The organism is Pseudomonas sp. RSB 5.4, assembly GCF_037126175.1.
GTDB classification, from domain to species: Bacteria; Pseudomonadota; Gammaproteobacteria; order Pseudomonadales; family Pseudomonadaceae; genus Aquipseudomonas; species Aquipseudomonas fluorescens_H.
Genome location: NZ_CP146986.1, coordinates 1,860,522 through 1,884,594, shown reverse-complemented (window position 1 = coordinate 1,884,594; position 24,073 = coordinate 1,860,522). Strand labels below are relative to the sequence as shown.

At 60.2% G+C, this 24,073-nt stretch carries 11 protein-coding genes; 5 read left to right on the top strand and 6 right to left on the bottom strand.

The window, feature by feature from the left end:
• Window positions 1–1,575: an ABC transporter ATP-binding protein gene (locus V9L13_RS08305; RefSeq protein WP_338802155.1), complete on the top strand. Its 1,575-nt coding sequence runs from the start codon at window positions 1–3 to the stop codon at window positions 1,573–1,575.
• Between the two features lie 233 nt (window positions 1,576–1,808).
• Here V9L13_RS08305 and V9L13_RS08300 read toward each other — a convergent pair whose 3' ends face one another.
• Together V9L13_RS08300 and V9L13_RS08295 are read right to left on the bottom strand one after the other, a co-directional pair.
• A complete protein-coding gene (locus V9L13_RS08300) occupies window positions 1,809–2,126 on the bottom strand; it encodes an SCP2 sterol-binding domain-containing protein (RefSeq protein ID WP_027613701.1) in 318 nt (105 codons plus the stop codon).
• A gap of 64 nt (window positions 2,127–2,190) precedes the next feature.
• The gene (locus V9L13_RS08295) at window positions 2,191–2,901 is read right to left on the bottom strand and encodes a histidine phosphatase family protein (protein WP_338802154.1); all 711 of its coding nucleotides are present in this window, start codon (window positions 2,899–2,901) and stop codon (window positions 2,191–2,193) included.
• A 205-nt stretch (window positions 2,902–3,106) separates the two neighbouring features.
• On the opposite strand from V9L13_RS08295, the gene sohB reads away from it, so the two are divergent.
• Window positions 3,107–4,138, top strand: coding sequence for a protease SohB (gene sohB, locus V9L13_RS08290; protein WP_338802153.1), 1,032 nt, complete (start codon window positions 3,107–3,109; stop codon window positions 4,136–4,138).
• Window positions 4,139–4,323: 185 nt separating this feature from the next.
• A complete protein-coding gene (locus V9L13_RS08285; protein ID WP_338802152.1) occupies window positions 4,324–9,057 on the top strand; it encodes a DUF6543 domain-containing protein in 4,734 nt (1,577 codons plus the stop codon).
• A 23-nt stretch (window positions 9,058–9,080) separates the two neighbouring features.
• On the opposite strand, the gene V9L13_RS08280 is transcribed toward V9L13_RS08285, so the two are convergent.
• Together V9L13_RS08280 and V9L13_RS08275 are read right to left on the bottom strand one after the other, a co-directional pair.
• Entirely contained in the window at window positions 9,081–9,575 is a 495-nt protein-coding gene (locus V9L13_RS08280) for a DUF934 domain-containing protein (RefSeq protein ID WP_338802151.1), read from the bottom strand.
• A complete protein-coding gene (locus V9L13_RS08275; RefSeq protein WP_338802150.1) occupies window positions 9,559–11,217 on the bottom strand; it encodes a nitrite/sulfite reductase in 1,659 nt (552 codons plus the stop codon). Before V9L13_RS08275 ends, V9L13_RS08280 begins: the two co-directional genes overlap by 17 nt.
• A gap of 524 nt (window positions 11,218–11,741) precedes the next feature.
• On the opposite strand from V9L13_RS08275, the gene V9L13_RS08270 reads away from it, so the two are divergent.
• Window positions 11,742–12,815 (top strand): ABC transporter substrate-binding protein, encoded by a 1,074-nt coding sequence (locus V9L13_RS08270; RefSeq protein ID WP_338802149.1) that lies wholly within the window; start codon window positions 11,742–11,744, stop codon window positions 12,813–12,815.
• 6 nt (window positions 12,816–12,821) lie between these two features.
• Here V9L13_RS08270 and V9L13_RS08265 read toward each other — a convergent pair whose 3' ends face one another.
• Window positions 12,822–13,040, bottom strand: coding sequence for a DUF2970 domain-containing protein (locus V9L13_RS08265; RefSeq protein WP_007967863.1), 219 nt, complete (start codon window positions 13,038–13,040; stop codon window positions 12,822–12,824).
• A gap of 177 nt (window positions 13,041–13,217) precedes the next feature.
• Here V9L13_RS08265 and V9L13_RS08260 point away from each other — a divergent pair, with 177 nt between their 5' ends.
• Complete coding sequence (locus tag V9L13_RS08260; RefSeq protein ID WP_338802148.1) at window positions 13,218–20,234, top strand: NEL-type E3 ubiquitin ligase domain-containing protein; 7,017 nt, start codon at window positions 13,218–13,220, stop codon at window positions 20,232–20,234.
• 49 nt (window positions 20,235–20,283) lie between these two features.
• Here V9L13_RS08260 and metH read toward each other — a convergent pair whose 3' ends face one another.
• On the bottom strand, window positions 20,284–23,994 hold the full coding sequence (gene metH / locus V9L13_RS08255) for a methionine synthase (RefSeq protein WP_338802147.1): 3,711 nt from the start codon (window positions 23,992–23,994) through the stop codon (window positions 20,284–20,286).
• Window positions 23,995–24,073 lie beyond the last annotated feature (79 nt).

Below are 24,073 nucleotides of genomic sequence, written 5' to 3'. Positions count from 1 at the left end.
ATGAACGATAACCTGATTGAAATCCGCGACCTGCGTGTGGCATTCAACGGTCAGCCCGTGGTGCATGGCATCGACCTCGATATTCGTCCCGGCGAATGCCTGGCGCTGGTCGGGGAGTCTGGCTCCGGCAAATCGGTGACCGCCCACAGCATCCTGCAATTGCTTGACCCGAACATCACGCGGATCGATGGCAGCATTCGTTATGCCGGTGAAGAGCTGCTCGGTGTGCATGAGCGCTATCTGCGGCAGTTAAGGGGCAACCGGATCGCGATGATTTTTCAGGAGCCGATGAGCTCGCTGAATCCGCTGCACACGATCGAGCGGCAACTCGGTGAGAGCCTGGCGCTGCACAAAGGGCTGGCGGGCGTGCAAGCCCGTGAGCGCATTCTTGAGCTGCTGGAGCTGGTCGGCATTCAGAAGCCCCGCGAACGGCTCAAGGCCTATCCGCATCAACTCTCCGGAGGTCAACGCCAGCGGGTGATGATCGCCATGGCGCTGGCCTGCGAGCCGCAACTGCTGATCGCCGACGAGCCGACCACGGCGCTGGATGTGACGGTGCAACGCAGAATTCTGTTGCTGCTCAAAGACTTGCAGCAGCGGCTCGGCATGGCGCTGCTGATCATCAGCCATGACCTGAATCTGGTGCGCACCATCGCACAGCGAGTGGCGGTGATGCGCAGTGGGCGGATCGTCGAGCAGGCGCCGTGCGAGCAACTGTTCCGTGCGCCGCAGCATCCCTACAGCATCGAATTGCTTAATGCCGAGCCGGGGGGTGAAGCGCTGTGCCGGGATGTGGCGCAGGATTTGTTGCAGGTGCGCGATCTGCATGTGCGCTTTCGCCTGGATGGTGGCTGGCTGCGGCCGAAGACCTGGCTGCAGGCGGTCAAGGGCATCGATTTGAATCTGCAGCGCGGCAAAACCTTGGGGATTGTTGGTGAGTCGGGGTCGGGCAAGTCGACCTTGGGCCAGGCGATTTTGCGCCTGATCGACGCCGAGGGCGGCATTCGCTTTGCCGGTGAGGCGTTGGAGCAGTTGAATGGCAAGCAACTGCGGCCGCTACGCAAACGCCTGCAAGTGGTGTTTCAGGATCCGTTCGGAAGCCTCAGTCCGCGCCTGTGCGTGGCGCAGATCATTGCCGAAGGCTTGCAGGTGCACAGTGATTTGAATGCTGCCGAGCGTGAGCAGGCGGTGATCAATGTGCTGCGTGAAGTCGGGCTTGATCCGGCAACCCGTCATCGCTATCCCCACGAGTTTTCCGGTGGCCAGCGCCAACGGATTGCCATCGCCCGGGCGCTGGTGCTCAAGCCGGATTTGATCTTGCTCGATGAGCCGACCTCGGCGCTGGATCGCACGGTGCAAAAACAGATCGTTGCTTTATTGCGGCGACTGCAGGAAGAGCATGGGCTGACTTATCTGTTCATCAGCCATGACCTGGCGGTGGTGCGGGCGTTGGCCCATGACTTGATTGTGATGAAGGAGGGTGAGGTGGTGGAGCGTGGCGAGACCAGTGCGCTGTTCAGCGATGCGCAGCATCCCTATACGCAGGAACTGCTGGTGGCATCGTTTGCTGGGTGATGACAGTTCCAACGTAGAAGAAGGTGCATGCTGCAGTTTATGGAGCACCACGTGACCCACGTGGGAGGGGGCTTGCTCCCGAAAGCGGTGTGCCAGGCGGCAAACGTTGTGGCTGATCCGACGCCTTCGGGAGCAAGCCCCCTCCCACCTATGGCCTGTTTATGACGAAACCTGGGAGCCCGACGCAAAAATCCCGCCACAGGGGCGGGATTTTCTTCAAACCGAACCAAGTCTTACGACGGGAACAGCTCGGACAGTTTCATCGACAGCATCATGTCGCCTTCAACGCGCAGCTTGCCGCCCATGAACGCTTGCATGCCGTCGGTTTCACCGCTGACGATGTCTTTCAGAGTCGCGCTGTCCAGGACCAGGGTGCAGTTGGCGTCCGGGTTTTCACCTTCCTGGATGTCGCAAGTACCGTCTTTGACGATCAGCGCGTAGTGCTTGTCTTCGTCGGTGATGTTGAAACCGAAAACCAGATCCAGACCGGCAGCAGCGGCTGGGTTGAACTTGGCTTGCATCGCTTTTACGGCATCAGCTACGGAGGTCATGGTTCGATCCTTTCTTGGGTAATAGGCGCTGGTTGATTACAGCAAGGGTCACAGTTATCCGGACTCAGCGGAAAGTGATGAGTTCCGGAGCCTTCAGCAGTTGCAGGTGTGCGTGACTGTTGAAGGAAGCCAAAGCCACCTCGCGACCGCGGAACTTCAGCTGGTTGAGCGAGGTGTTGACGATTTGCCAATTCAGTTCAAAGGCCTGCCGGGCAGGCATTTGGGTAATCAGGTGGAGCAGGGCGGTGATGGTGCCGCCGGAGGTGAACACGGCGATTTTCTGGTTGCCGTCGGCCTGTTCGAGGATCCGGTGCAGTCCGCCCTGTACTCGCTCGACAAAACCCAGCCAGCTTTCCAGCCCCGGAGTGTCGTAGGTGCCCGCCAGCCAGCGCTCGATGACCAGGGCGAAGATGCGCTGGAATTCGGCGCGGTTTTGCGCCGCGTTGCGCAGGATGTCGATGGCTTCCGGCTCGTCCGCCAGCATGGCGGGGATCAGGGCGCGGATGATCGCGTCGGCATCGAACTCGTTGAACGCGGAGTCGGTCTCCAGCGTCGGTACCGACAGGCCCTTGGCGGTGAACTGCTCCAGCGCGCTGGTGGCCGTATGTTGCTGGCGACGCAGGTCGCCCGCCAGGCAGCGATCCAAACGGATTCCCAGCTCGGCGAGGTGCTGGCCAAGGACTTCTGCCTGGCGCACACCGATCGGCGACAGGACGTCATAGTCGTCTGCACCAAAGGAGGCCTGGCCATGTCGAATCAAATAGATGCTGCCCACGTCCGCGTCATCCCGGTACGTTGAAGGTTGTGGCGAGGTTATGAGGATGACGAAGTGCTGTCAATGAAAAAACATACGCTTGTTTGAAATGCCCGTTACAGGCCTGTTGCCAGAGGTTTCACGGCTGGTCGACGGGCCGGCGCATGGGTATGCTGGAGCCATCCCGCGCGTGTTTCGTGTCCGCGCATTGTTTTAAGGAGTCTCTGTGGAGTTTTTGTCCGAATACGCCAGCTTCCTGGCCAAAACCGTGACCCTGGTCGTTGCCATTCTGGTGGTGCTGGCCAGTTTCGCTGCATTGCGCAGCAAGGGCCGGCGCAAGTCGGCGGGTCAGCTGCAGGTCAGCAAGCTCAACGATTTCTATAAAGGGCTGCGTGAGCGCCTGGAACAGACCCTGCTCGACAAGGATCAGCTCAAGGCCTTGCGCAAGGGCCAGGCCAAGGCTGAGAAAGGCGAGAAGAAGCAGAAGAGCAAAACCGAGAGCAAATCCCGGGTGTTCGTGCTCGATTTCGACGGTGACATCAAGGCGTCGGCCACCGAGAGCCTGCGTCACGAAATCACCGCACTGCTGACTCTCGCCACGCCAAAGGACGAAGTGGTACTGCGTCTGGAAAGCGGCGGCGGCATGGTTCACAGCTACGGCCTGGCGTCGTCGCAACTGGCGCGTATCCGCGAGGCCGGCGTGCCGCTGACCGTGTGCATCGACAAGGTCGCGGCCAGCGGCGGTTACATGATGGCGTGCATTGGCGAGAAGATCATCAGCGCGCCGTTCGCGATTCTCGGCTCGATCGGCGTGGTGGCGCAGTTGCCCAACGTCAACCGTCTGCTGAAAAAGCACGACATCGATTTCGAAGTGCTGACCGCCGGTGAGTACAAACGCACCCTGACCGTGTTCGGCGAAAACACCGAGAAAGGTCGGGAGAAGTTCCAGGAAGACCTGGACATCACCCATCAGCTGTTCAAGAACTTCGTCGCCCGTTATCGTCCGCAACTGGCCATTGATGAAGTGGCCACCGGTGAGGTCTGGCTCGGCGTGGCGGCGCTGGACAAACAACTGGTCGACGAGCTCAAGACCAGCGATGAATACCTGGCAGACCGGGCGAAGAAAGCCGAGGTTTATCACCTGCATTATGCCGAACGCAAAAGCCTGCAGGAGCGCATCGGCATGGCTGCCAGCGGTTCAGTGGATCGCGTGCTGCTGAGCTGGTGGAGCCGCTTGACCCAGCAGCGCTTCTGGTAGGAAAAGCCAAAGAAAACCCCTTTCACTGTAACGGTGAAAGGGGTTTTTTTTGGGTGGTGGTATATATGTATAGTTTGAGTTTGAATAGTCGATTCGAACTTGAAGTATTTCATCGGTAATTCGCGCTTTTATAAAAAAACCTGCTCGATAAGCTGTTGCTACTTTCAGTTTTCGAGATGTTCAGTATGTCTTCTTTACCTGTCCAGGCTGTTGCGCCTGTACTAACACCCGAACAAAAAGGCATGTTCTTTGAGCTGATCAAGAACAATGCTCCCGGATGGCTGCTGTCAGCATCGGATGAACTGCGTCAGAAACTTTATCAAAGCATGATGGCCAGCCACCGCGCCCAGAGTGAAGTGGACCCGTTTCTGAAGACGCTCAAGTCGCCCGAAGCGTTTTGCGCGCCGTTGCTCACCGGTGCCATGTCGCAAAGACTGGGCCAGTCGCTGGTAATAACGGGAGTGATTTTTCAGCACGTGCGCTCCACTTCCAGTCTGCTGGGATTGCGCAGGAAGCTGGTATTGCCAATCGACCGTGACCTGTTGATGGCCGCCTGCGAGAATTTCGAAATCAGCGAGACCCAGGCGACCAATTACAACGACACTTCATTGATCTATATCCCTGAAAAAGTCACTGGTCGGGAAGCTCGTATATTGCCGATACGCCCCCATGAATTTGCGCGATTGTGTCGAACACTGGATTTGGGGAAACAGTATCAGGAGCATCTTCGTGAGGTTTTGAACATCAGCGCTGATGACCATCCATTACGCAGCAAGTTTGTTACGAACTTGCAGTGTCGCTTCGATGTGGATCGGCATATAGCACTGATGAAGAAACATATCAGCGTCGAAGTTCATCGGATGTTACAGGGAGTAAAGGAGCGCTCAGGCTTGATCAGGCTGGGAAATAACACCCTGGGTTATCAGGGCTTGCAGATGCTCGGCGTTACACTCCATGGTGCGCTGTTTATCGGCCCGGTCAGCGAGCACGCCGACAACGACTACCGTTGCGTTGTTTACCTGCCAGGTGATCCGTTGCACCCGCTCAAGGAGTACTCATCGTTCAGCAATTTCGAGAAAGAGCTGAGCGAGCGATTGAAACACAGTGGATTTCGCCAGTTCTTCATGCGCTATATCAAGATCGGCGAACGCGCCGCGTGGGTGACGAACCTCGAGCAGCGCCTGTATCCACGCAGTGACTCGATGCTGCCTCCTACGGTTTTGTATGTGACATTGTCCGGTGTTGATTTCGCGGGTGATCCGTTCAGTCTGATGTATCGCCAACACGCCGAACAAACCATGGCGGACGCGCGGCTCATTGTGGTTCCCACGGACGATGAAGACGAAAAAAGCCGACTTGCCCGACTGGATACCTACAAGGCGATTGGCCTGGATCTATTGCTGGTGGCCGCATCGTTCATCCCCGTTGCCGGTGAGTTATTGCTGGCGGTCGCGGCGGTGCAATTGCTCTCGCAGGTTTACGAAGGGATCGCCAGTTGGTCCAGGGGCGAGCAGGAACAGGCGACGGATTACTTTTTCGATGTCGTCGAAAACCTGATTCTGATGGCGGCTTTCGCCGCAGGCACGCGAGCGGTGAGCAGCGCGTTCAAGGTCGTCCGCTCATCGGCGTTCGTTGAGCGCTTGCGCCTCGTCAACCTGGCTTCAGGGCAACCTCGCCTGTGGAAGCCCGACCTGCGCCCCTATCAGTTACGTCGAGCACCGCCTGCCGGGGTGCGACCCGATGAGCGAGGCTTGCGCTGGGTCGACGGCCAGGCGTTTCTGACGCTCGATACACACCATTATGCGGTGCGGCCCGAACCGCAGACCGGATTGTGGGAGGTGATGGCGCCACCGGCGTCTACGATGCGCTATTCGCCGCTTCTTGAAACCAACGACCGGGGGGGCTGGCGGCATGATTCAGAACGGGTTCAGGACTGGGATCGATTAAGACTGTTTCGCCGCTTCGGGTACGCGCGCGAGGACGTGTCGGATGCCGTCGCGCTGCAGGTCCTGGACGTCAGTGGTATCGAGGACAGCGTGATGCGCCAGGTTCATGTGGATCGTGGTCATCCGCCGGCGGTGTTGGTCGACACGCTCCGACGGTTTCGCGCCGATGCAGCGGTGACGGATTTTATCGATCAACTGCAGATTCCGCTGTCGGCACCCTTGGCAGACCCTGACCTGCAACTGCACTTGTTGACCACATCGACTGCCTGGCCGGCCGACACTGTGGTCAGTGTCCTCGATGCCGCGGGCATGCAACTTAGCCGTTATGGCGCGCCAACCGCGACCACGACCCTGACCATCAGCCAGCAGGACTTGAGCGGAGGGAAACTCTACCGTTCCCTGCTGGCGGCCCTTGGTAACCGGCAGCGCGGAAGCCTGCTCGGGCTGACCTCCCTGGACCCGGCCGTTCAGGCCCGCAGGCTACAGCAAATCGTCGATGCACAGGCGCAAGGTCATCGGGTGCAGCTGTTCCAGCGAATCTACAGGCGCACCGAAGTGGCGGGTAATGGCAGGGCGTCGTTCCTTCTGCACACCTTTGCTGATCTGCCCGCCAGTGTCGCCGAAGAATTGGTGGAGGGTGCGTTGAGTGGCGAGGCGCAAGAACTGGATGCGGGCCGCGTACCGTTGCGGCTTGCGCAAGAAGTCCGTCGATATCAGCAGGCGATCGCTGTCTGTCGGGCCTATGAAGGGCTGCATCTGGATAGCGGCGGTGGTCAAGACACCTACCGCGTGGTGCTCGATGCCCTTGAGCACTTGCCGGGTGGGTCGGGAACATCATCGATGCAAATACAGGGCACAGCGATCAGTCACGGCGAGCGTGCGGCGACTGGATCAGGCACGCCTTATTTTCAGGCGCTATGGCAGGGGTTGTCGACGCATCACCGATCCGCGCTGGGCCTCTCGGGCGAAACAACTTCGCAAGCGCTGCGGGAGAAAATCACTCAGCTTGCCTACGAACGTCGAGCGACGTTCGCCAGGACAATTGGGGAGCGCCCCGGCGCTGTTTCGCCCGTGAGGCGGGCACACCGTCCACAGTCAGGGGCATGGACACATTCAGGTGCCGGTATTTCGGTGATGATACGCCGTGCCCAGGAACTCTATCCGGCACATTCCCCCGCGCAGATTCATGCGCTACTGAACGCCTTGGGCAGAAATGAGATATCGGTGTTAATGAAGCTGGAGATGCTGCGACGGGAATTTCTCGGTATCCGCGAAGCCTTGAACCGATGGGTGACACGGGAAACCTGGTGCAATGGCGTTGATGGTTCATGGCGTGAAGTTCCACGGGCGGCGAAGGTTCGTGCGATGCGCGCGATCATCCGCTGTTGGCGCAGAGAGCCAGGATCTGTTGACGATGCGTTGCCCGATACCTTGAGCTTGGCCCCGGAGCCTTTGGGCGAGTTGCCATTGGTGGTCGGCGACTTCCGCCATGTCACGCATCTGGTGATGGACGGCATTAATCCGACACTGGGGCTGACGGCGTTTCTGCATAATTTCAGCAACTTGCGAAGTCTCTCCCTGAGGGGAAATCAACTGACCCGGCTACCGTTGGCGCTGGAGCGTTTGCCCTGGTTGACGCATCTGGATCTGAGTGACAACCGGATTCGGCTGCCGTCTGCATCGGCACCACCGCTGGTGCAGTTGACCAACCTGCGGGTACTGGATCTGGATTTCAATCCGGACCTTGTGCATGCCCCGGATGTCAGTCTGCTGCCGAACCTGGAAATACTGCGCTTGCGTGGTTGCGCCATTGAGCGCTGGCCTGAAGGGATTGTCGGTTTGAACCGACCGCAATTGCTCGATTTGCGCGATAACGAGATCACGACCATACCGCAGGCGGTCCTCCTCACGGGGTCGCCGGCGTTGAACCGCGCCATCCGGCTCATCGGCAATCCCTTGGCGCCTGACGCCTTGCTGAAGATTGTTGAGTACCAGCAAGCGAACGGTGCCAGTTTCGGAGTGATCGGCCAGGCCTATCGTCATCAGCCAAGACCTGGTGTGCAGCCTGAGGGCCAGAGTGCCCCCTGGTTGACCGGCCGGCTTGCCGCCGTAGTGACGCCGCGCAGCGTGATGTGGGAGGCCGTAAGGGCCGCGCCTGGCTCGCGGGATTTCTTTGTCGTACTTTCGCAATTGGTGCATACGGCCGATTACACCAGGCTTTACCCGTATTTCAGTGAGCGCGTGTGGAATGTCATCGAGGCAGCGGCTGAAGATACATGGCTGCGTGGCCGGTTATTCAGCACGGCCCGTGTCGGCACCACCGGCGTCGATGGCTACTCGGCGGTGTTCAGCGAAATGGAAGTTCAGGTGTTGTGTTATCGGGCCATGGTCGCGTCCGGAGTTGGCGGCGCAGCGCTCGAACGGCAATTGATCGGGTTGCTGAGAGGCCTGTTCCGCTTGCAGGCTTTGGAGCAGCAGGTCGTGGCGGATATCAATACCAGCGCCCAACCGAGGGTCTACGAGCATGCACTCGAATTCAGTCTGGCCTATCGGGTGGGGCTGGCGGGACGGCTCGATCTGCCGGGGCAGCCAAGGGCGATAAGCAGCCCTTTGAACGTCGAGGTGGCGCAGGAGAACCTGGATCAGGCCTATCAGGCCGTCATGCGTGTTGAAAGCTCTTCGAGGTTTCCTGAGTGGTGCGTCGGTCAGCGATTCTGGGTCGAATTTCTCGAATCAGTCCACCCTGATGCTTTCGCCGTCATCAATGATCGGACCGCACGGGCACTGGCGCGTCTTGACGGGCAGACCGAACTGGCGCGCGATCAGGCAGCGGTGCAGATGAACGCGATTCACGACAATTTCAGAAATGAGCGTCAGGCGCTAATTCGTCAGCTCACCGATCAGGCACTGGCGCGCAATCCGGCCAATGAGCTGGCCAGTTCAGATACAGAAGAGGAGGGAAGTACGCCTTGAGCAGGTGCTCAAGGCGTATTCGATCAGCGGCGACGGAACAGCGGCAGCGGTTCGTCGGTGGCGGCCTGATAGGTCACGGAGAAGTCCTTCAGGCCTTCCAGCGCTTCGTACGGGTCTTTGTCCGCACGAACGGCAAACGCGTCGAAACCGCAACGGTGCATGTAGAACAGTTGGTCGCGCAACACATCGCCTATCGCCCGCAGTTCACCTTTGAAGCCGTAACGGTCACGCAGCAGGCGGGCATTGGAGTAGTTGCGGCCGTCGGTGAAGGCCGGAAAATTCAGCGCGATCACCTGGAACTGCGCGACGTCGTCACCGATCTCCTCGGCTTCTTCATCGGCATCCAGCCACACACCCAAACCGCCGTCGCGGGCCTTGAGCATGCGACTGTGTTCACGCCACAGCTGCAATGGAACGATCAGATCGTCGCAATTGCTGATGTCGTCGATGTTGAAATCTTTCGGCAGCAAGTGCCAGGTTTCGTCGACGACTTCGTTGTTCTTAATGATTCGCTGCATAGACGCGTTCCTTGAAGAGGTCGATGCCAATACGCTGGTAGGTGTCGATGAAACGCTCGTCTTCGGTACGTTGTTCAACGTACACGTCGATCAGCTTCGAGATCACGTCCGGCATGTCATCCTGGGCGAAGGACGGGCCGAGGATCTTGCCCAGGCTCGCGTCACGGCTGGCGCTGCCGCCGAGGGACACCTGGTAGAACTCTTCACCTTTCTTGTCCACCCCGAGGATGCCGATGTGGCCGACGTGGTGGTGACCACAGGCGTTCATGCAACCGGAGATGTTCAGGTCCAGCTCACCGATGTCGAACAGGTAGTCCAGGTCGTCGAAACGACGCTGGATCGATTCGGCGATCGGGATCGACTTGGCATTGGCCAGGGAGCAGAAATCACCGCCCGGGCAGCAGATGATGTCGGTCAGCAGACCGATGTTCGGCGTGGCGAAACCGCCTTCACGCAACTCGCCCCACAGGGTGAACAACTGGCTTTGCTCGACGTCGGCCAGAATGATGTTCTGCTCGTGGGAAGTACGCAGTTGACCGAAGCTGTAGCGCTCGGCCAGATCGGCGACGGCGTCCAGCTGCTTGTCGGTGATGTCGCCCGGGGCAACGCCGGTCGGCTTCAGCGACAGGGTCACGGCCACATAACCCGGCTTTTTGTGCGCCAGTGTGTTGCGCGAGCGCCAGCGGGCGAAGCCCGGGTGTTCCTTGTCGAGTTCGGCCAGTTGGGCAGTCTGATTATCCAGAGCCTTGTAGTCCGGGTCGACGAAGTGCTTGGCAACGCGATGCAGTTCGGCTTCGGTCAATGTGGTCTGACCACCGCGCAGGTGTTCCATCTCGGCATCGACTTTCTGCGCGAACACTTCAGGGGTCAGCGCCTTGACGAGGATCTTGATCCGCGCCTTGTATTTGTTGTCGCGACGGCCATAGCGGTTGTACACCCGCAGGATGGCGTCGAGGTAGCTCAACAGGTCCTGCCACGGCAGGAACTCGTTGATGAACGCGCCGACCACCGGGGTACGGCCCAGACCACCGCCGACCAGTACGCGGAAGCCCAGCTCGCCGGCGGCGTTGTGTACCGGCTCAAGGCCGATGTCGTGGACTTCGATGGCGGCACGGTCAGCGGTCGAGCCGTTGACGGCGATCTTGAACTTGCGCGGCAGGTAGGCGAATTCCGGATGGAATGTAGTCCACTGACGGACGATTTCGCACCATGGACGTGGGTCGATCACTTCATCGGCGGCGACACCGGCGAACTGGTCGGTGGTGACGTTGCGCAGGCAGTTGCCGCTGGTCTGGATCGCGTGCATCTGCACGGTGGCCAGTTCGGCGAGGATGTCCGGGATGTCTTCCACCGCCGGCCAGTTGAACTGCACGTTCTGCCGGGTACTGATGTGGGCGTAGCCCTTGTCGTAGTCACGGGCAATCTTGGCCATCATGCGCGTCTGGCGCGACGTCAGCTGGCCGTAAGGCACCGCTACGCGCAACATCGGCGCGAAACGCTGGATGTACAGGCCATTTTGCAGGCGCAGGGGGCGGAATTCTTCTTCGCTCAGCTCACCTGCCAGATAGCGTCGGGTCTGATCACGGAACTGCTTGACGCGGTCCTCGATGATCCGCTGATCGTACTCGTCGTATACGTACATATAAGTCCTGTTCTCAGGCTTTGGGCTACTCGGAAAACGCTGCGTTTTCGCTTGCTGGAGTCCGATAGTGCCTCTGCAATTACGCGCGCACGGCCGCGCACTCCCTAACGGAGCCGGGGCAATATACCCGTTTGCAGTTATGCGCAAAAGTGATGTTTGAGTATATGTAAAGAACCAAATCGCCTAACGAGAATGGCTGTCAACTAACCCACATTTGTCGCGGGGACAATCATCGTCTTAACTGTGATCGAGTCTTTCTGCAATCACCGATAAAACCGACAAGAGGCGATGCAATGAGCAATCCGACCAAGGCAAAAAAAAGCGATAGCAGTGTCGATGCGTGGGCCATTTTGTTCCTGATCATTCTCGTTGTAGGAACAGCGGTATTCTGGGTCAGTCATCAGTAAACGACCGATTCGGGCCCGCTTCCGACGATTGTTGGACAAAAAACGGGATCAGGCGTCAGTAGCCGCTGGTTCGAGGGCTATAATGCGCGGCCATTTTTCCTTGGGCCCGGGTCATTCATGTTGAAGCTTGTCCACCTCAGCCTGCTGCTGTTCGGTGCGGTTTTCGGATCCGCTGCCCGGGCCGAGTCGGTGCTGTTCCTCAATCCGGGTTCGACTCAGGAAGCCTTTTGGGTCAGCTATTCGCAATTCATGCAGGCGGCGGCCCGCGATCTGGGCGTCGATTTGCAGATTCTCTATTCCCAGCGCCAGCCCGAACTCACCCTGGCCCAGGCCAGAGTTGCCCTGCAGGGGCCGAATCGCCCGGACTATCTGGTGTTCGTCAACGAGCAATACGTGGCGCCGCAGATCCTGCGGCTAGCGCAAGGTAGCGGGGTCAAGCTGTTCATGGTCAACGCGGTTCTGACTGCCGATCAGGAGGCGCTGGTCGGTGAACGTGCCGATCGCATCGGCAGCCTGGTGCCAAATGACGAGGAGGGCGGCTACCTGATGATGAAGGAGCTGATTCGCCTGCACCCTCCAGTGGCGCGGGGCGAACAGATCGAAGTCCTGGCGTTTTCCGGCCTGAAAGTCACACCGTCAGCGCAATTGCGAGAACGTGGTATGCAGCGCGCCTTGTCCGAGCATCCGCAGGTTCGACTGCGGCAACTGGTGTACAGCGGCTGGATCCGGCAGCGTGCCTTCGAGCAGGCGCGGCAACTGGTCAGCCGTTATCCGAAGGTATCGCTGGTGTGGGCAGCCAATGATGAAATGGCCTTTGGTGCAATGCGCGCGTTTGCCGAAGCCGGCAAAGTCCCCGGCAAGGATGTGCTGTTCAGCGCGGTCAACACCTCGCCTAAGGCGTTGCAGGCGGTGGTCGATGGACGCCTGAGCGCGCTGGTGGGCGGTCACTTCACCCTCGGCGGCTGGGCGCTGGTGGAGTTGCACGATTACGATCAGGGCGTCGATCTGGATCGGTATGGCGGACGTGAACGGCAATTGTCGCTGCTGCAACTGATCGACAAGCATCAAGCCCAGCAAATGCTCGCCATGGGCGCGTCGCCGAATTATGGCGTGAGTTTTCGCAAGTTGTCGGCCAAGGGCCGTCCCGCGTCCTATCGCTACCCGTTCAGCCTGCAGATCCTGATGCACTGAACCCTGTCAGACCCCGGCGAAATGCAGCACCAGTTTGACAATGACAAACAGCGTCAGGGCGAACACGGCAGTGAAGCCGATCCCCAGGATCACGAAATGGCTGGGCTTGCCATGTGTGAAGTCCCTTGCCCGGTTCTTCCCGCTTTGCACACCGAATGCCGCAGCCATCACGCTGTGCAGCATCTGCCAGAAGCTCGGTGGCTTGTTGTCGACTGGATCGTCCATAAATCCCCCGTCCGAAAGGCTGTCCCGACAGCATAGTCAATCCAGCGAGTTGCGCCTCGGTCGCATGGTGGTTGCTGACTTGCCTGGTAACACGTCCGCGCCGATACGATAACTATGTACCGCAGGTCACTGCGGCGGACATGGTGTCCTGTCTTCCCATTTTTCAGGAGAGACAGGATGTCCACTCATCCCCCGACATTGCCCCGCGCGCCAGTCAGCGCCAGCCTTCACGGCCAGTTGCTGGAGCAGATGATCCCCGATTGGCTGATTGCCGCCTCGCCCGCACGGCGAGCCGCGATGAAAGCGGCCAATAGCCGGCCAGCGTACGGCTATCACGAGTTCCCGAATGATCAGCTGCAAGCCTTGAAAGATCGGGTCACGGCGGCCTTTGTCGCCCAGACCCGACTCGACAAGACCATGGCCGGCCTTGAAAGCGTCGATGCATTTGCCCGGGCGCTGCTCGGCAAGGCACTCAAGGATCAGTTCAACGTGACGGTCGATCTCGACAAGACCTTGCTGTGTCTCAGAAAACCTCTCGAACTCGGGGTGCTGGAGGTGGAAGTTTCAACGTTCGAAGTGTTGAAATTGCCCTTGCTGCAAGCGGCATTGCACAACTTCGAGGCCCGGGAATGTGAAGCGGGTGCCTATCACGCCAGATCCGGTTTCGTGGTCGAGACGGCGACTCCCGGCGAGTTTCAGGCAACAGACATCGGCATCACTGTCAGGCAGTTTCTGACGCTGTGTCGTTCGCTGGACGTCGGTGCCCGGTATCAGGCACGGATCAAAGCGTTCTTCGAGAAGACCGACACCTTGCGCCGGCACTTCATTGCCAGCCAGAAAACCGCATTGCGTGCCGCTGCTGAATGGGCGCTGCTGAAAAAGGACATCGAGCCCGCCGACTACCGGATGATTCTGTCGGTGGTGGACGGCCAGATCCACCCGCAGCTTGGCGGCAAGGCCGTGTGGTTTCGTGATCTGAGCCTGATGAAACGGCGGATGACCGGTTGCGTGGTGTTCAGCATCAGCGAGCGCTACCGCTATACCAACGAGTTCATCGTCTACATTCCCCATGACCCGCAACACCCGCTCAAGCGTTACACCATGGCGCAGATGCGTGAGGTGTTCAAACGCAAGTTCACCGCGACTGACCCTACGACTCTCGCGCAAGGACCGACCGCTTACCAGCAGTTTTTCAGTCAGTTCGTGGCCTATGCCGACCGTCCTTACTATTTCAGTCAGTTCACCCAAAAGGCTGCGGACTCCCCGAGTGACCCGTTGCATTCGATCTGGGTCAAGGTCGCGCAGCTGATACCGCCATTGTCGACCATCGCGCGGATCAAGGAGCTGCCACCCGAAGCCCCCGGCAAGCGCGAGCCGCAGCCTGAGCCGTTTCTCGACCCGTTGCCAACCACGCGCAAAGGCGTGGCCGGGATCTGGGCCGACAACACCGATCTGTGGCAGTACCTCTATGAACAGCACCAGGCCAAATTCATCGCCGACGCGCGTGCCCATGCCGTCCCCACAGCGGACGTCGACGCCCGGGTACGGGCTGAAAAGCTCAGTCATCTGCTCGAACTCGGCATGATGGCGTTGAACATGGTGTCGATGTTCGTCCCGGTACTGGGCGAAATCATGATGACCGTGATGGCCGGGCAACTGCTCTATGAGTCGTTCGAAGGCGCCATCGAATGGTCGGAAGGTGATCGCCAGGCTGCCAAGGCGCATCTGGTCGATGTGGCGCAGAACCTGGCGCTGATTGGCGTAATGGGCGCGGTCGGCAAGGGCGCAGGCCGACTCCAGGCAGCCTCCGCCGAGCCCGTGATCGAGCACCTGCACCCGGTCGAGCGGCCTGACGGTTCGGTCCGCCTGTGGAAACCTGATCTCGATGTCTACGTCAGCGATAATGTCCTGCCTGCGACCGCCGTTCCCGATGCGCAAGGCGTGTATCGATTCGACGGCAAGACCTTCATTCGCCAGCAGGGCAAGGTCTACCAGACGTACTACGACGAGACCGTGAAAAACTGGCGCATCCGCCACCCGCATGATCCTGACGCGTATCAACCGATTCTTGAGCACAATCGACTGGGGGCCTGGCGCCACAACCTGGAGCGACCGCTGAGCTGGGATCGACTGACCCTGCTGCGACGCATCGGTCACACGACTGAGGCGTTTTCGGATGCGCAACTGCTCGAAATCGCCGATGTCAGTGGTGTCAGTGATGAAGCCCTGCGCCAGATGCACCTCGATCATCAGCCAGCGCCACTGGCCCTGGCCGATACCCTGCGCTTGTATGAGGCGGACCAGCAGGTCGGGCGGCTGATCGAACAGGTCGAACGAGGAACCAGCCTGGATGATTCGTATCTGCTGACGCTGCCAATGCTCACACAAATGCCGCGCTGGCCGAGCGGGGTGATTCTGGAAGTCTTCGACGCAGCGCAGCTGTCCGGCACCAGCCGACTGTTTGGCGCGGAGTCAGGCTTGATCGAGGGCCAGACGCGTACACCGATTCAGGTGACCCGCGCCGAAGTGCTCGACGGCCAATTGCCTGAGCGCATTCTGGCAGGGCTGGATGAGCCGCAAACACGTTGGCTGCTGGGCGCCGAGCCGGCGCGTGTGGTCGAATCCCGGCCGCTGGAACTGCGCAAACAGATCGCCGATTACCTGCGAACCCGGCAGCCGGCGATGTTCGACAGGTTCTATGACGAGCCCGCGTTGAACGACCCGCGAATCGCCAGGCTACAAGCCGCCACACCGGGGTTGGGCAGTTCGGCGGCAATCCGCGTGCTGCTGGAGGCGAACGCCGAGGAGCTGGCGCGCCTGCAAAGCGGTGAGCGGGTGCCGTTGCGGCTGCTGGAGGTTTCCCGTGAGTATGCCCGGCAGCGCCGCTTCAACCACGCGATCGCCGGCCTGCACATGGAAAATTCCAGCGGCAGTGAAACAAAGTGGCTGGCCTTGCGCGCTCTGGAACGACTGCCGGGCTGGTCGGACGAGGTGCGGCTTGAGGTGCGCGAAGGCAGCCTCGACGGGCCGTTGATCGACAGTATCGGCAGCGAAAGTGCCGGCCAAACCAAATATCTGGTCAAGCGCGGGCCGGTCTATCAGGCGTACAACGAGCTCGGCGAAGAGCTCAACAGTGTTCCGCGTCACGGCGACAACTTTTTTGCCTCGATCCTCCATGCGTTGCCCGATCAGTCGCGACAAGCCCTGGGTTTTGCCCAGGTTACGCGCAGCGCCGGATTGCGTCGGGCACTGATCGGGTATGTGGCTCGACACCGTGCCGAACTGGCGCGACTGGCGAGCAGACGCCATGGTCACAAGAAACGCTTCAAGGCGCCGGTGCGGGTACGTCAGCACGGGTTGGGTTATTACGCCAGCGGTCGTGGCGAAGGCGTCAACCCGCTGCTGGTGACGCGTGTGCAGGATGTGTATCCGACGCTTACTGATCAACAGGCGGGCGGGTTCATCCTCAAACAACTGGCCGCCGGGCGAACTGACGCACAGATCTACGAGCTGTTGCAAAGACGCCTGCGTGAATGGCAGGAACTAGAGTCGACGCTGGCGCAGTGGGAAGGTGTGCCGACTCCGGAGCCCACTTTGCAATCGATGATTGGCGGCCGATCCAGCGTGGTGCGCAGCCTCAAGCAGAGCTGGCGCAATTCGCCGCTGGCCGATAGCCGCGTGAGTGCCGCACGCCTCGATCTGACCTGTGACGACCCGTTGCCGGTGCTGACCGCGGATTTCTCGCATGTGCGCGATCTGCGAATCAGGGGGCGGTGCATCACCGATGCCAACGTCGATGAACTGTTGGGCAATTTCCCCGGGCTCAAGGCGCTGCGCATCAATGCCACCGCAGAAACGTTTACCAACGTGCCGGCGGTGTTGCAGAACCTGCCGGAATTCACTGACCTGACGCTCTACAGCGCAATGCCCTATGCCGCCGACATGCCGGCACGGCTGGCCCAGTTGACCCGGCTGGAAACCTTGAGTGTCAGCACCTCGAGCTATCAGCCGCTGGCCTTCGACGTTAGCGGCATGCGTAATTTGCGCACGCTGGAAATCGTCGCCTATTCATTGTTCGACTGGCCTGCGGGGGCGCTGGAGTTACCGGCCCTGGAGCGTCTGAACCTCAGGGACACCGGAATCAGTACCGTGCCCGCAACATTGCTGCAGGGGCATGAAAAACTCTGGTCGGGGCTGTCGCTGGACTGGTCAAGGTTTTCCCGGGAAAACTTCACGGGCGTGTACGAATACGTCAAGACCCATCCAGAACACCTGATCGATCGAGAGACGATGGTCAGGGATTATTGCCGCGGCGAGTTGCGGCGCCTGGGCGAGGGTGTGAATCAATCGCCCGAGGGGGTGTTCAATCGTTTCTTCGAGCAATGGCCGGATGAGCAGCAGCGTTTCACCGCGATCAATGCTTTGAGCGATCAATATGCTGCACTGGATCGCGAACTCAACCAGTGGCAACAACGCGTGGTGGTGTCGGCAGAATCGCTGCGCGAACTCATCGCGCGATCAAACTTGTCCCATGTCGTCAAAGGCAATTGGCGCAAGGGCATGTTCAAGCGCTATGGCGCGACGATCAGCGCCTCGACCCTGGATTTGTCGGGGCTGATGCTCAGCGAACTCCCGGCGTTACCGCCCGACGCCTTTGCGCATGTACGCACGCTGCTGCTCAATGGCCAGCGCGTTGCAGCCGCGCAGATGCGCGGTTTCCTCAGTGCGTTCAGCGAAGTACGAACCCTTGATCTGAGTGACAATGCCTTGCACGAATGGCCGATCGAGTCGCAGAGCCTTTCGCGCCTGGTGCATCTGGATCTGGCTGACAACCTGTTGACCGATACTTCAGGCCTGGAGAGCGGGTTGAGCGCGTTGCCTGCGCTCGAACAGTTGAATCTGCGGAACAATCCGCTGAACGAACTGAATGTTGTCAGCCTGCAGCGTTTGAAGGCCCTCGACCTGCAGGCAACGCCTCTGCAGCACTGGCCGACAGGGGCCGAAAGTCTGCCGCAACTGGCGTGGCTGGATCTGCGCGACACCCGTATCAGCACGCTGCCACCTGCCGTGCTCAAGAGCACCGCACTGCTCAATACCAACCTGACCGGTGCGCCACTGACCGCAGCGGCGTCGGCTGAATTGCGTCTGGCGCAACGGCGGCTTGAGCACACCCTCGGCCTGCCTGCCGGCGCGCTGGATGGGTTTGCCCGGGAGCCGGTGCCGGCGACCTTTCCGCCGGCGGAGAATGGTGCGTCAGTGGCCCGCCAATTGCTGCCGCTGACGCAGGCACCTGTGAGTACCGGGCTGACTCGGATGCGTCAGAACCTGCAGCGAGTGCAGCCGGCCCTTACCGATGAACAAGCCATGCAAGTGATCGAGGCGCTGCGTAACGAGGGCGCGACCGATGTGCAGATTGGCGAGCGGATCACGGGCTGGAGTCAGACCTTTGAAACCCTCGTTCGCCGGCTCAACGGTTGGCTGTACACCCGGGAAACCCGTGGTGTCGACTGGGTCATCTCCTCACAATCACGCAGCCTGGCGGCGTGGCGCATCCTCACCTGCTGGCGCGCAAGGTTGTCGGTTGCCGGGGTCGATGCGGTTCTGGATCTCAACGGCCTGCAATTGGGCGATCTGCCGCCGCTGCCCGAGGACTTTGGGCATGTCGGCAGCTTGAACCTGACAGGCACTCGCGTGACGGCCGAGGGCAGCAACGGCTTTCTCAAGTCCTTCACTCACCTGCGCAATCTGACCCTCAGTGGCAATGAACTCGCAGCGCTGCCTGATGCCGTCGGGCAAATGCCGCAGCTCGAGCGACTCGAGCTGGCCAGCAACAACTTCAGTGACACCGAGCACCTGTATGCTGCGCTGTCCGGTCTGCAGCATCTGCAGGCACTGGACCTGGGCTACAACCATCTCGATGCGTTCGACGTCAGTTATTTCGAGCATTTGCAAAGTCTGGATCTGCGCAACAACAACCTGGCCGAATGGCCGGCCGGGACGCTGGATGCGCAGCACCTGCGGACACTCAACCTCAGTCACAACGACATCACCGCCATCCCCGATCAGGCTCTGGACGGTGAGCACGATGAGCTGATGGACGGCACCGACCTGACTGACAACTACAACCTCTCGGAGGAGTCCCTCGTAAGGCTCAGGACCTATCAGGCTGCAGGTAACCGCCCGCGAGTGCTCGGTTTTTCCAGTGCCGATCTGGAGGAAATGGTTGACGACGTTGCCGGCGGGCTCAGTGAAACCACTGACAGCATCGAGTCCGACGAAACCCTCCCGGGCGAACAGGCCCATGCGCAACAGAAGGCGCCGTGGCTGGCGAATCTGCCGGCGGAGCAGGCGTCAGCAAGAGACAAGCTCTGGGATCAACTGGCGGCGGAACCGGACAGCGCGGCATTCTTCCATTTGCTTGACCGGTTGCAGGACACCCAGGAGTTTCGCGTGGCCAACGCCGATCTGACCCGGCGGGTGTGGATGGTCATGGAGGCCGCCGCCGCCAACACTGAGCTGCGCGAGGTGATTTTCGCCGGCTCGGCCACACACGGGACTTGCGTGGACGGGCGCATCCTCACGTTCAGTGGTCTGGAGAGCAAGGTCTTCACCTATAACGCCTTGCTCGATTTGCCGGCCGGCCGCCCGGGAATCCGTGGCGAGGCCTTGTTGTCGCTGTCGCGGCAGCTGTTCCGGCTGGACAAGGTCGATGAGCTGGCAAAAGCGGCGGCGGCGCGCAGTGGTTTCGACGAAGCCGAAGTCCGCCTCGGTTACCGGATCGGTCTGACCGGGGGCTGGGACGATGGACTGGAGTTGCCCGGGCAGCCGAAAAACATGAAATTTGCCTCTGGTGTCACCCCGCAGCAATTGGTCAATGCGCGGGCCGAGGTGGTTAACGCGGAACGTTCCGAGAGATTTCTGGAGGACCTGATCCAGCGCGATTACTGGCTGGATTATCTCAAGGAGCAGCAGCCCGAAGCGTTCAGGCAAATGGATGAAGCGCAGTTGCTGGAGGAGGGCGAGGACGAAGGACTGAGTGCTGACGATCCGCTGTATCTGAGCAGGCTGTTCGATCAGGCGGCGGCACGAAATGCCAGGCTCATCGAATTGTCGCGACAGGAGATTGAGCGGATCGGTTTGTTTACCGGCAACGCACAACTGCCCGGTTCCTCCGGGCAATTGTCCAGCGTGTAAACCCGCTGAACGGTCAATCCCCGGCAGGTCCGGGGACTGACCGTTCTGCTTACTCGTCGTAACCGAGGTTGGGCGCCAGCCAGCGCTCGGTCACGCTCAGGTCCTGACCTTTGCGCGAGGTGTAGCTCTGCACCTGATCCTTGTCGATCTTGCCCACGGCAAAGTATTGCGCTTGCGGATGGGCGAAGTACCAGCCGCTGACCGCCGCTGCCGGGAACATTGCGTAATGCTCGGTGAGGAACACGCCGCTGCGCCCGGCACGCATTTCGCTGGCCTCGGGGTCGAGCAGGGTGAACAGCGTAGCCTTCTCGGTGTGATCCGGGCAGGCCGGATAACCCGGTGCCGGACGGATGCCGGAATACTGCTCTTTGATCAGCGCGTCGTTGTCCAGCACTTCGTCCTTGGCGTAACCCCAGTGCTCTTTGCGCACTTGCTGGTGCAGCCACTCGGCGCAGGCTTCGGCCAGGCGGTCGGCCAGTGCCTTGACCATGATCGAGTTGTAGTCGTCGCCAGCGTCCTGATAGGCCTTGGCGACTTCTTCGGCGCCGATGCCGGCGGTGGTGATGAAACCACCGACGTAGTCGGTCACTTCGCTGTCTTTCGGGGCGACGAAGTCGGCCAGCGAGAAGTTCGGCTTGCCGTCGGTCTTGATGATCTGCTGACGCAGGTGATGCAGGCGTGCCATTGGCTTGCCGTCATCGCCGTACAGTTCGATGTCGTCGTCATGCACCTGATTGGCCGGCCAGAAACCGAATACCGCACGGGCGCTGATCAGCTTCTCGTCGATCAGCTTGGTGAGCATTTCCCGCGCATCCTTGTACAGCGCGGTGGCCGCTTCACCGACCACTTCGTCTTCGAGGATGCGCGGGAATTTGCCGGCCAAGTCCCAAGAGATGAAGAACGGCGTCCAGTCGATGTACTCGGCCAGAACATTGAGGTCGATGTTGTCCAGCACCCGGGTGCCGGTGAAAGTCGGTTTGACCGGCGAGTAGTTGGCCCAGTCGAACTGCGGCTTCTTGGCAATCGCCGCCGCGTAGCTCAGGCGCTCGGTACGGGCGCTACGGTTGGCGGTGCGCTCACGCACATCGACGTATTCCAAACGGGTCTTCTCGACGAAACCGGCCTTGAGTTCCTTGGACAGCAACTGCGTCGCCACACCAACCGCACGCGAGGCGTCGGTGACGTAGACCACCGCATCGTTGCTGTACTTCGGCTCGATCTTCACCGCGGTGTGTGCCTTGGAGGTGGTCGCGCCACCGATCATCAGCGGCAGATGGAAATCCTGACGCTGCATCTCGCGGGCCACGTGGACCATCTCGTCGAGCGACGGAGTGATCAGCCCGGACAGGCCGATGATGTCGCACTTTTCTTCCTTGGCGACCTGGAGGATCTTTTCCGCCGGGACCATCACGCCGAGGTCGACGATGTCATAGCCGTTACAGCCCAGTACCACGCCGACGATGTTCTTGCCGATGTCGTGCACGTCGCCTTTGACCGTGGCCATGAGGATCTTGCCCTTGGCTTCCGGCTTGTCGCCTTTTTCCAGTTCGATGAACGGGATCAGATGCGCTACGGCCTGTTTCATCACGCGTGCGGATTTCACCACCTGCGGCAGGAACATTTTGCCGGCGCCGAACAGGTCGCCGACGATGTTCATGCCGGACATCAGCGGGCCTTCGATCACTTCGATCGGGCGGGCGAACGACTGGCGCGACTCTTCGGTGTCTTCGACGATGTGCGTGGTGATGCCCTTGACCAGCGCGTGCTCCAGACGCTTGTTGACCTCCCAGCTGCGCCACTCTTCCGTCTCGGCTTCCTTGACGCTGCCGTCGCCCTTGTACTTGTCGGCGATGGCGAGGAGGGCGTCGGTGCCTTCCGGCGTGCGGTTGAGGATCACGTCTTCGACGGCATCACGCAGCTCCTGCGGGATCTGGTCGTAGATTTCCAGCTGACCGGCGTTGACGATACCCATGGTCAGGCCGGCGCGGATCGCGTACAGCAGGAACACCGAGTGAATCGCTTCACGCACCGGGTTGTTGCCACGGAACGAGAACGACACGTTGGACACGCCGCCGGAACTCAGCGCATACGGCAGTTCGTCGCGGATGTAGGCACAGGCGTTGATGAAGTCCACAGCGTAGTTGTTGTGTTCTTCGATGCCGGTGGCCACGGCGAAGATGTTCGGGTCGAAGATGATGTCTTCCGGCGGGAAGCCGACTTCGTTGACCAGAATGTCGTAGGAGCGTTTGCAGATTTCTTTCTTGCGCGCTTCGGTGTCGGCCTGGCCGGCTTCGTCGAACGCCATCACCACTACTGCAGCGCCGTAGCGTTTGCACAGTTTGGCGTGGTGGATGAACTGCTCGACGCCTTCTTTCATGCTGATCGAGTTGACGATGCCCTTGCCCTGAATGCACTTCAGACCCGCTTCGATCACTTCCCATTTCGAGGAGTCGATCATGATCGGTACGCGGGAGATGTCCGGCTCGCCGGCGATCAGATTGAGGAAGGTCACCATGGCCTTCTTCGAATCGAGCATGCCTTCGTCCATGTTGATGTCGATCACCTGCGCGCCGGCCTCGACCTGCTGCAGGGCGACTTCCAGGGCTTCGGTGTAGTTGTCCTCACGGATCAGACGGGCGAACTTGGCGGAACCGGTGATGTTGGTGCGCTCGCCGACGTTGACGAACAGCGAGCTGCGATCGATGGTGAACGGCTCCAGGCCCGACAGGCGGCAAGCCTTGGGGATGTCCGGAATTTGCCGCGGTGCGTAACCGGCCACGGCCTTGGCGATGGCTTCGATGTGGCCCGGCGTGGTGCCGCAGCAACCGCCGACGATGTTGAGGAAACCGCTCTGGGCGAATTCTTCGATGACCTTGGCGGTGTCCACCGGCAACTCGTCGTACTCGCCGAATTCGTTCGGCAGACCGGCGTTCGGGTGCGCCGAAACGTGGGTGCTGGCCTTGTTCGACAGCTCTTCCAGGTACGGACGCAGCTCACTGGCGCCGAGGGCGCAGTTGAGGCCGACCGAAATTGGCTTGGCGTGGGCCACGGAGTTCCAGAACGCTTCGGTGGTCTGGCCCGAGAGGGTGCGGCCGGACGCATCGGTGATGGTCCCGGAAATCATGATCGGCAGTTCAATGTGCAGCTCTTCGAACACGCCTTGCACAGCGAAGATCGCGGCTTTGGCGTTGAGGGTGTCGAAGATGGTTTCGATCAGGATCAGGTCGACGCCGCCCTCGATCAGGCCCTTGGTGGCCTCGGTGTAGTTCTCCACCAGTTCATCAAAGGTGACGTTGCGGTAGCCGGGGTTGTTTACGTCAGGCGACAGCGAGCAGGTGCGGCTGGTAGGGCCGAGCACGCCGGCGACGAAGCGCGGCTTGTCCGGGTTCTCGGCGGTCTTGGCGTCAGCCACCTTGCGCGCCAGTCGTGCGCCTTCTACGTTTAATTCGTACGCCAGCTCTTCCATGCCGTAGTCGGCCATGGAAATGCGCGTGGCGTTGAAGGTGTTGGTTTCCAGAATGTCGGCGCCGGCATCCAGATAAGCCTTTTCGATGCCGCCGATCACGTCCGGACGGGTGATCACCAACAGATCGTTGTTGCCCTTGACGTCACTCGGCCAGTCAGCGAAGCGTTTGCCGCGATAATCCTGTTCTTCGAGCTTGTAGCTCTGGATCATCGTGCCCATGCCGCCGTCGAGAATCAGGATGCGCTCTTTGAGGGCTTGCTTGAGAGCTTGAAGACGGACGCTGCGATCGGACATTGGGACTACTCGAAAAGACCATGACGAAGGGCCGGGATCATAACAAACCTGTGTGGTTTTGGAGCGTGTGGTGGTTTTG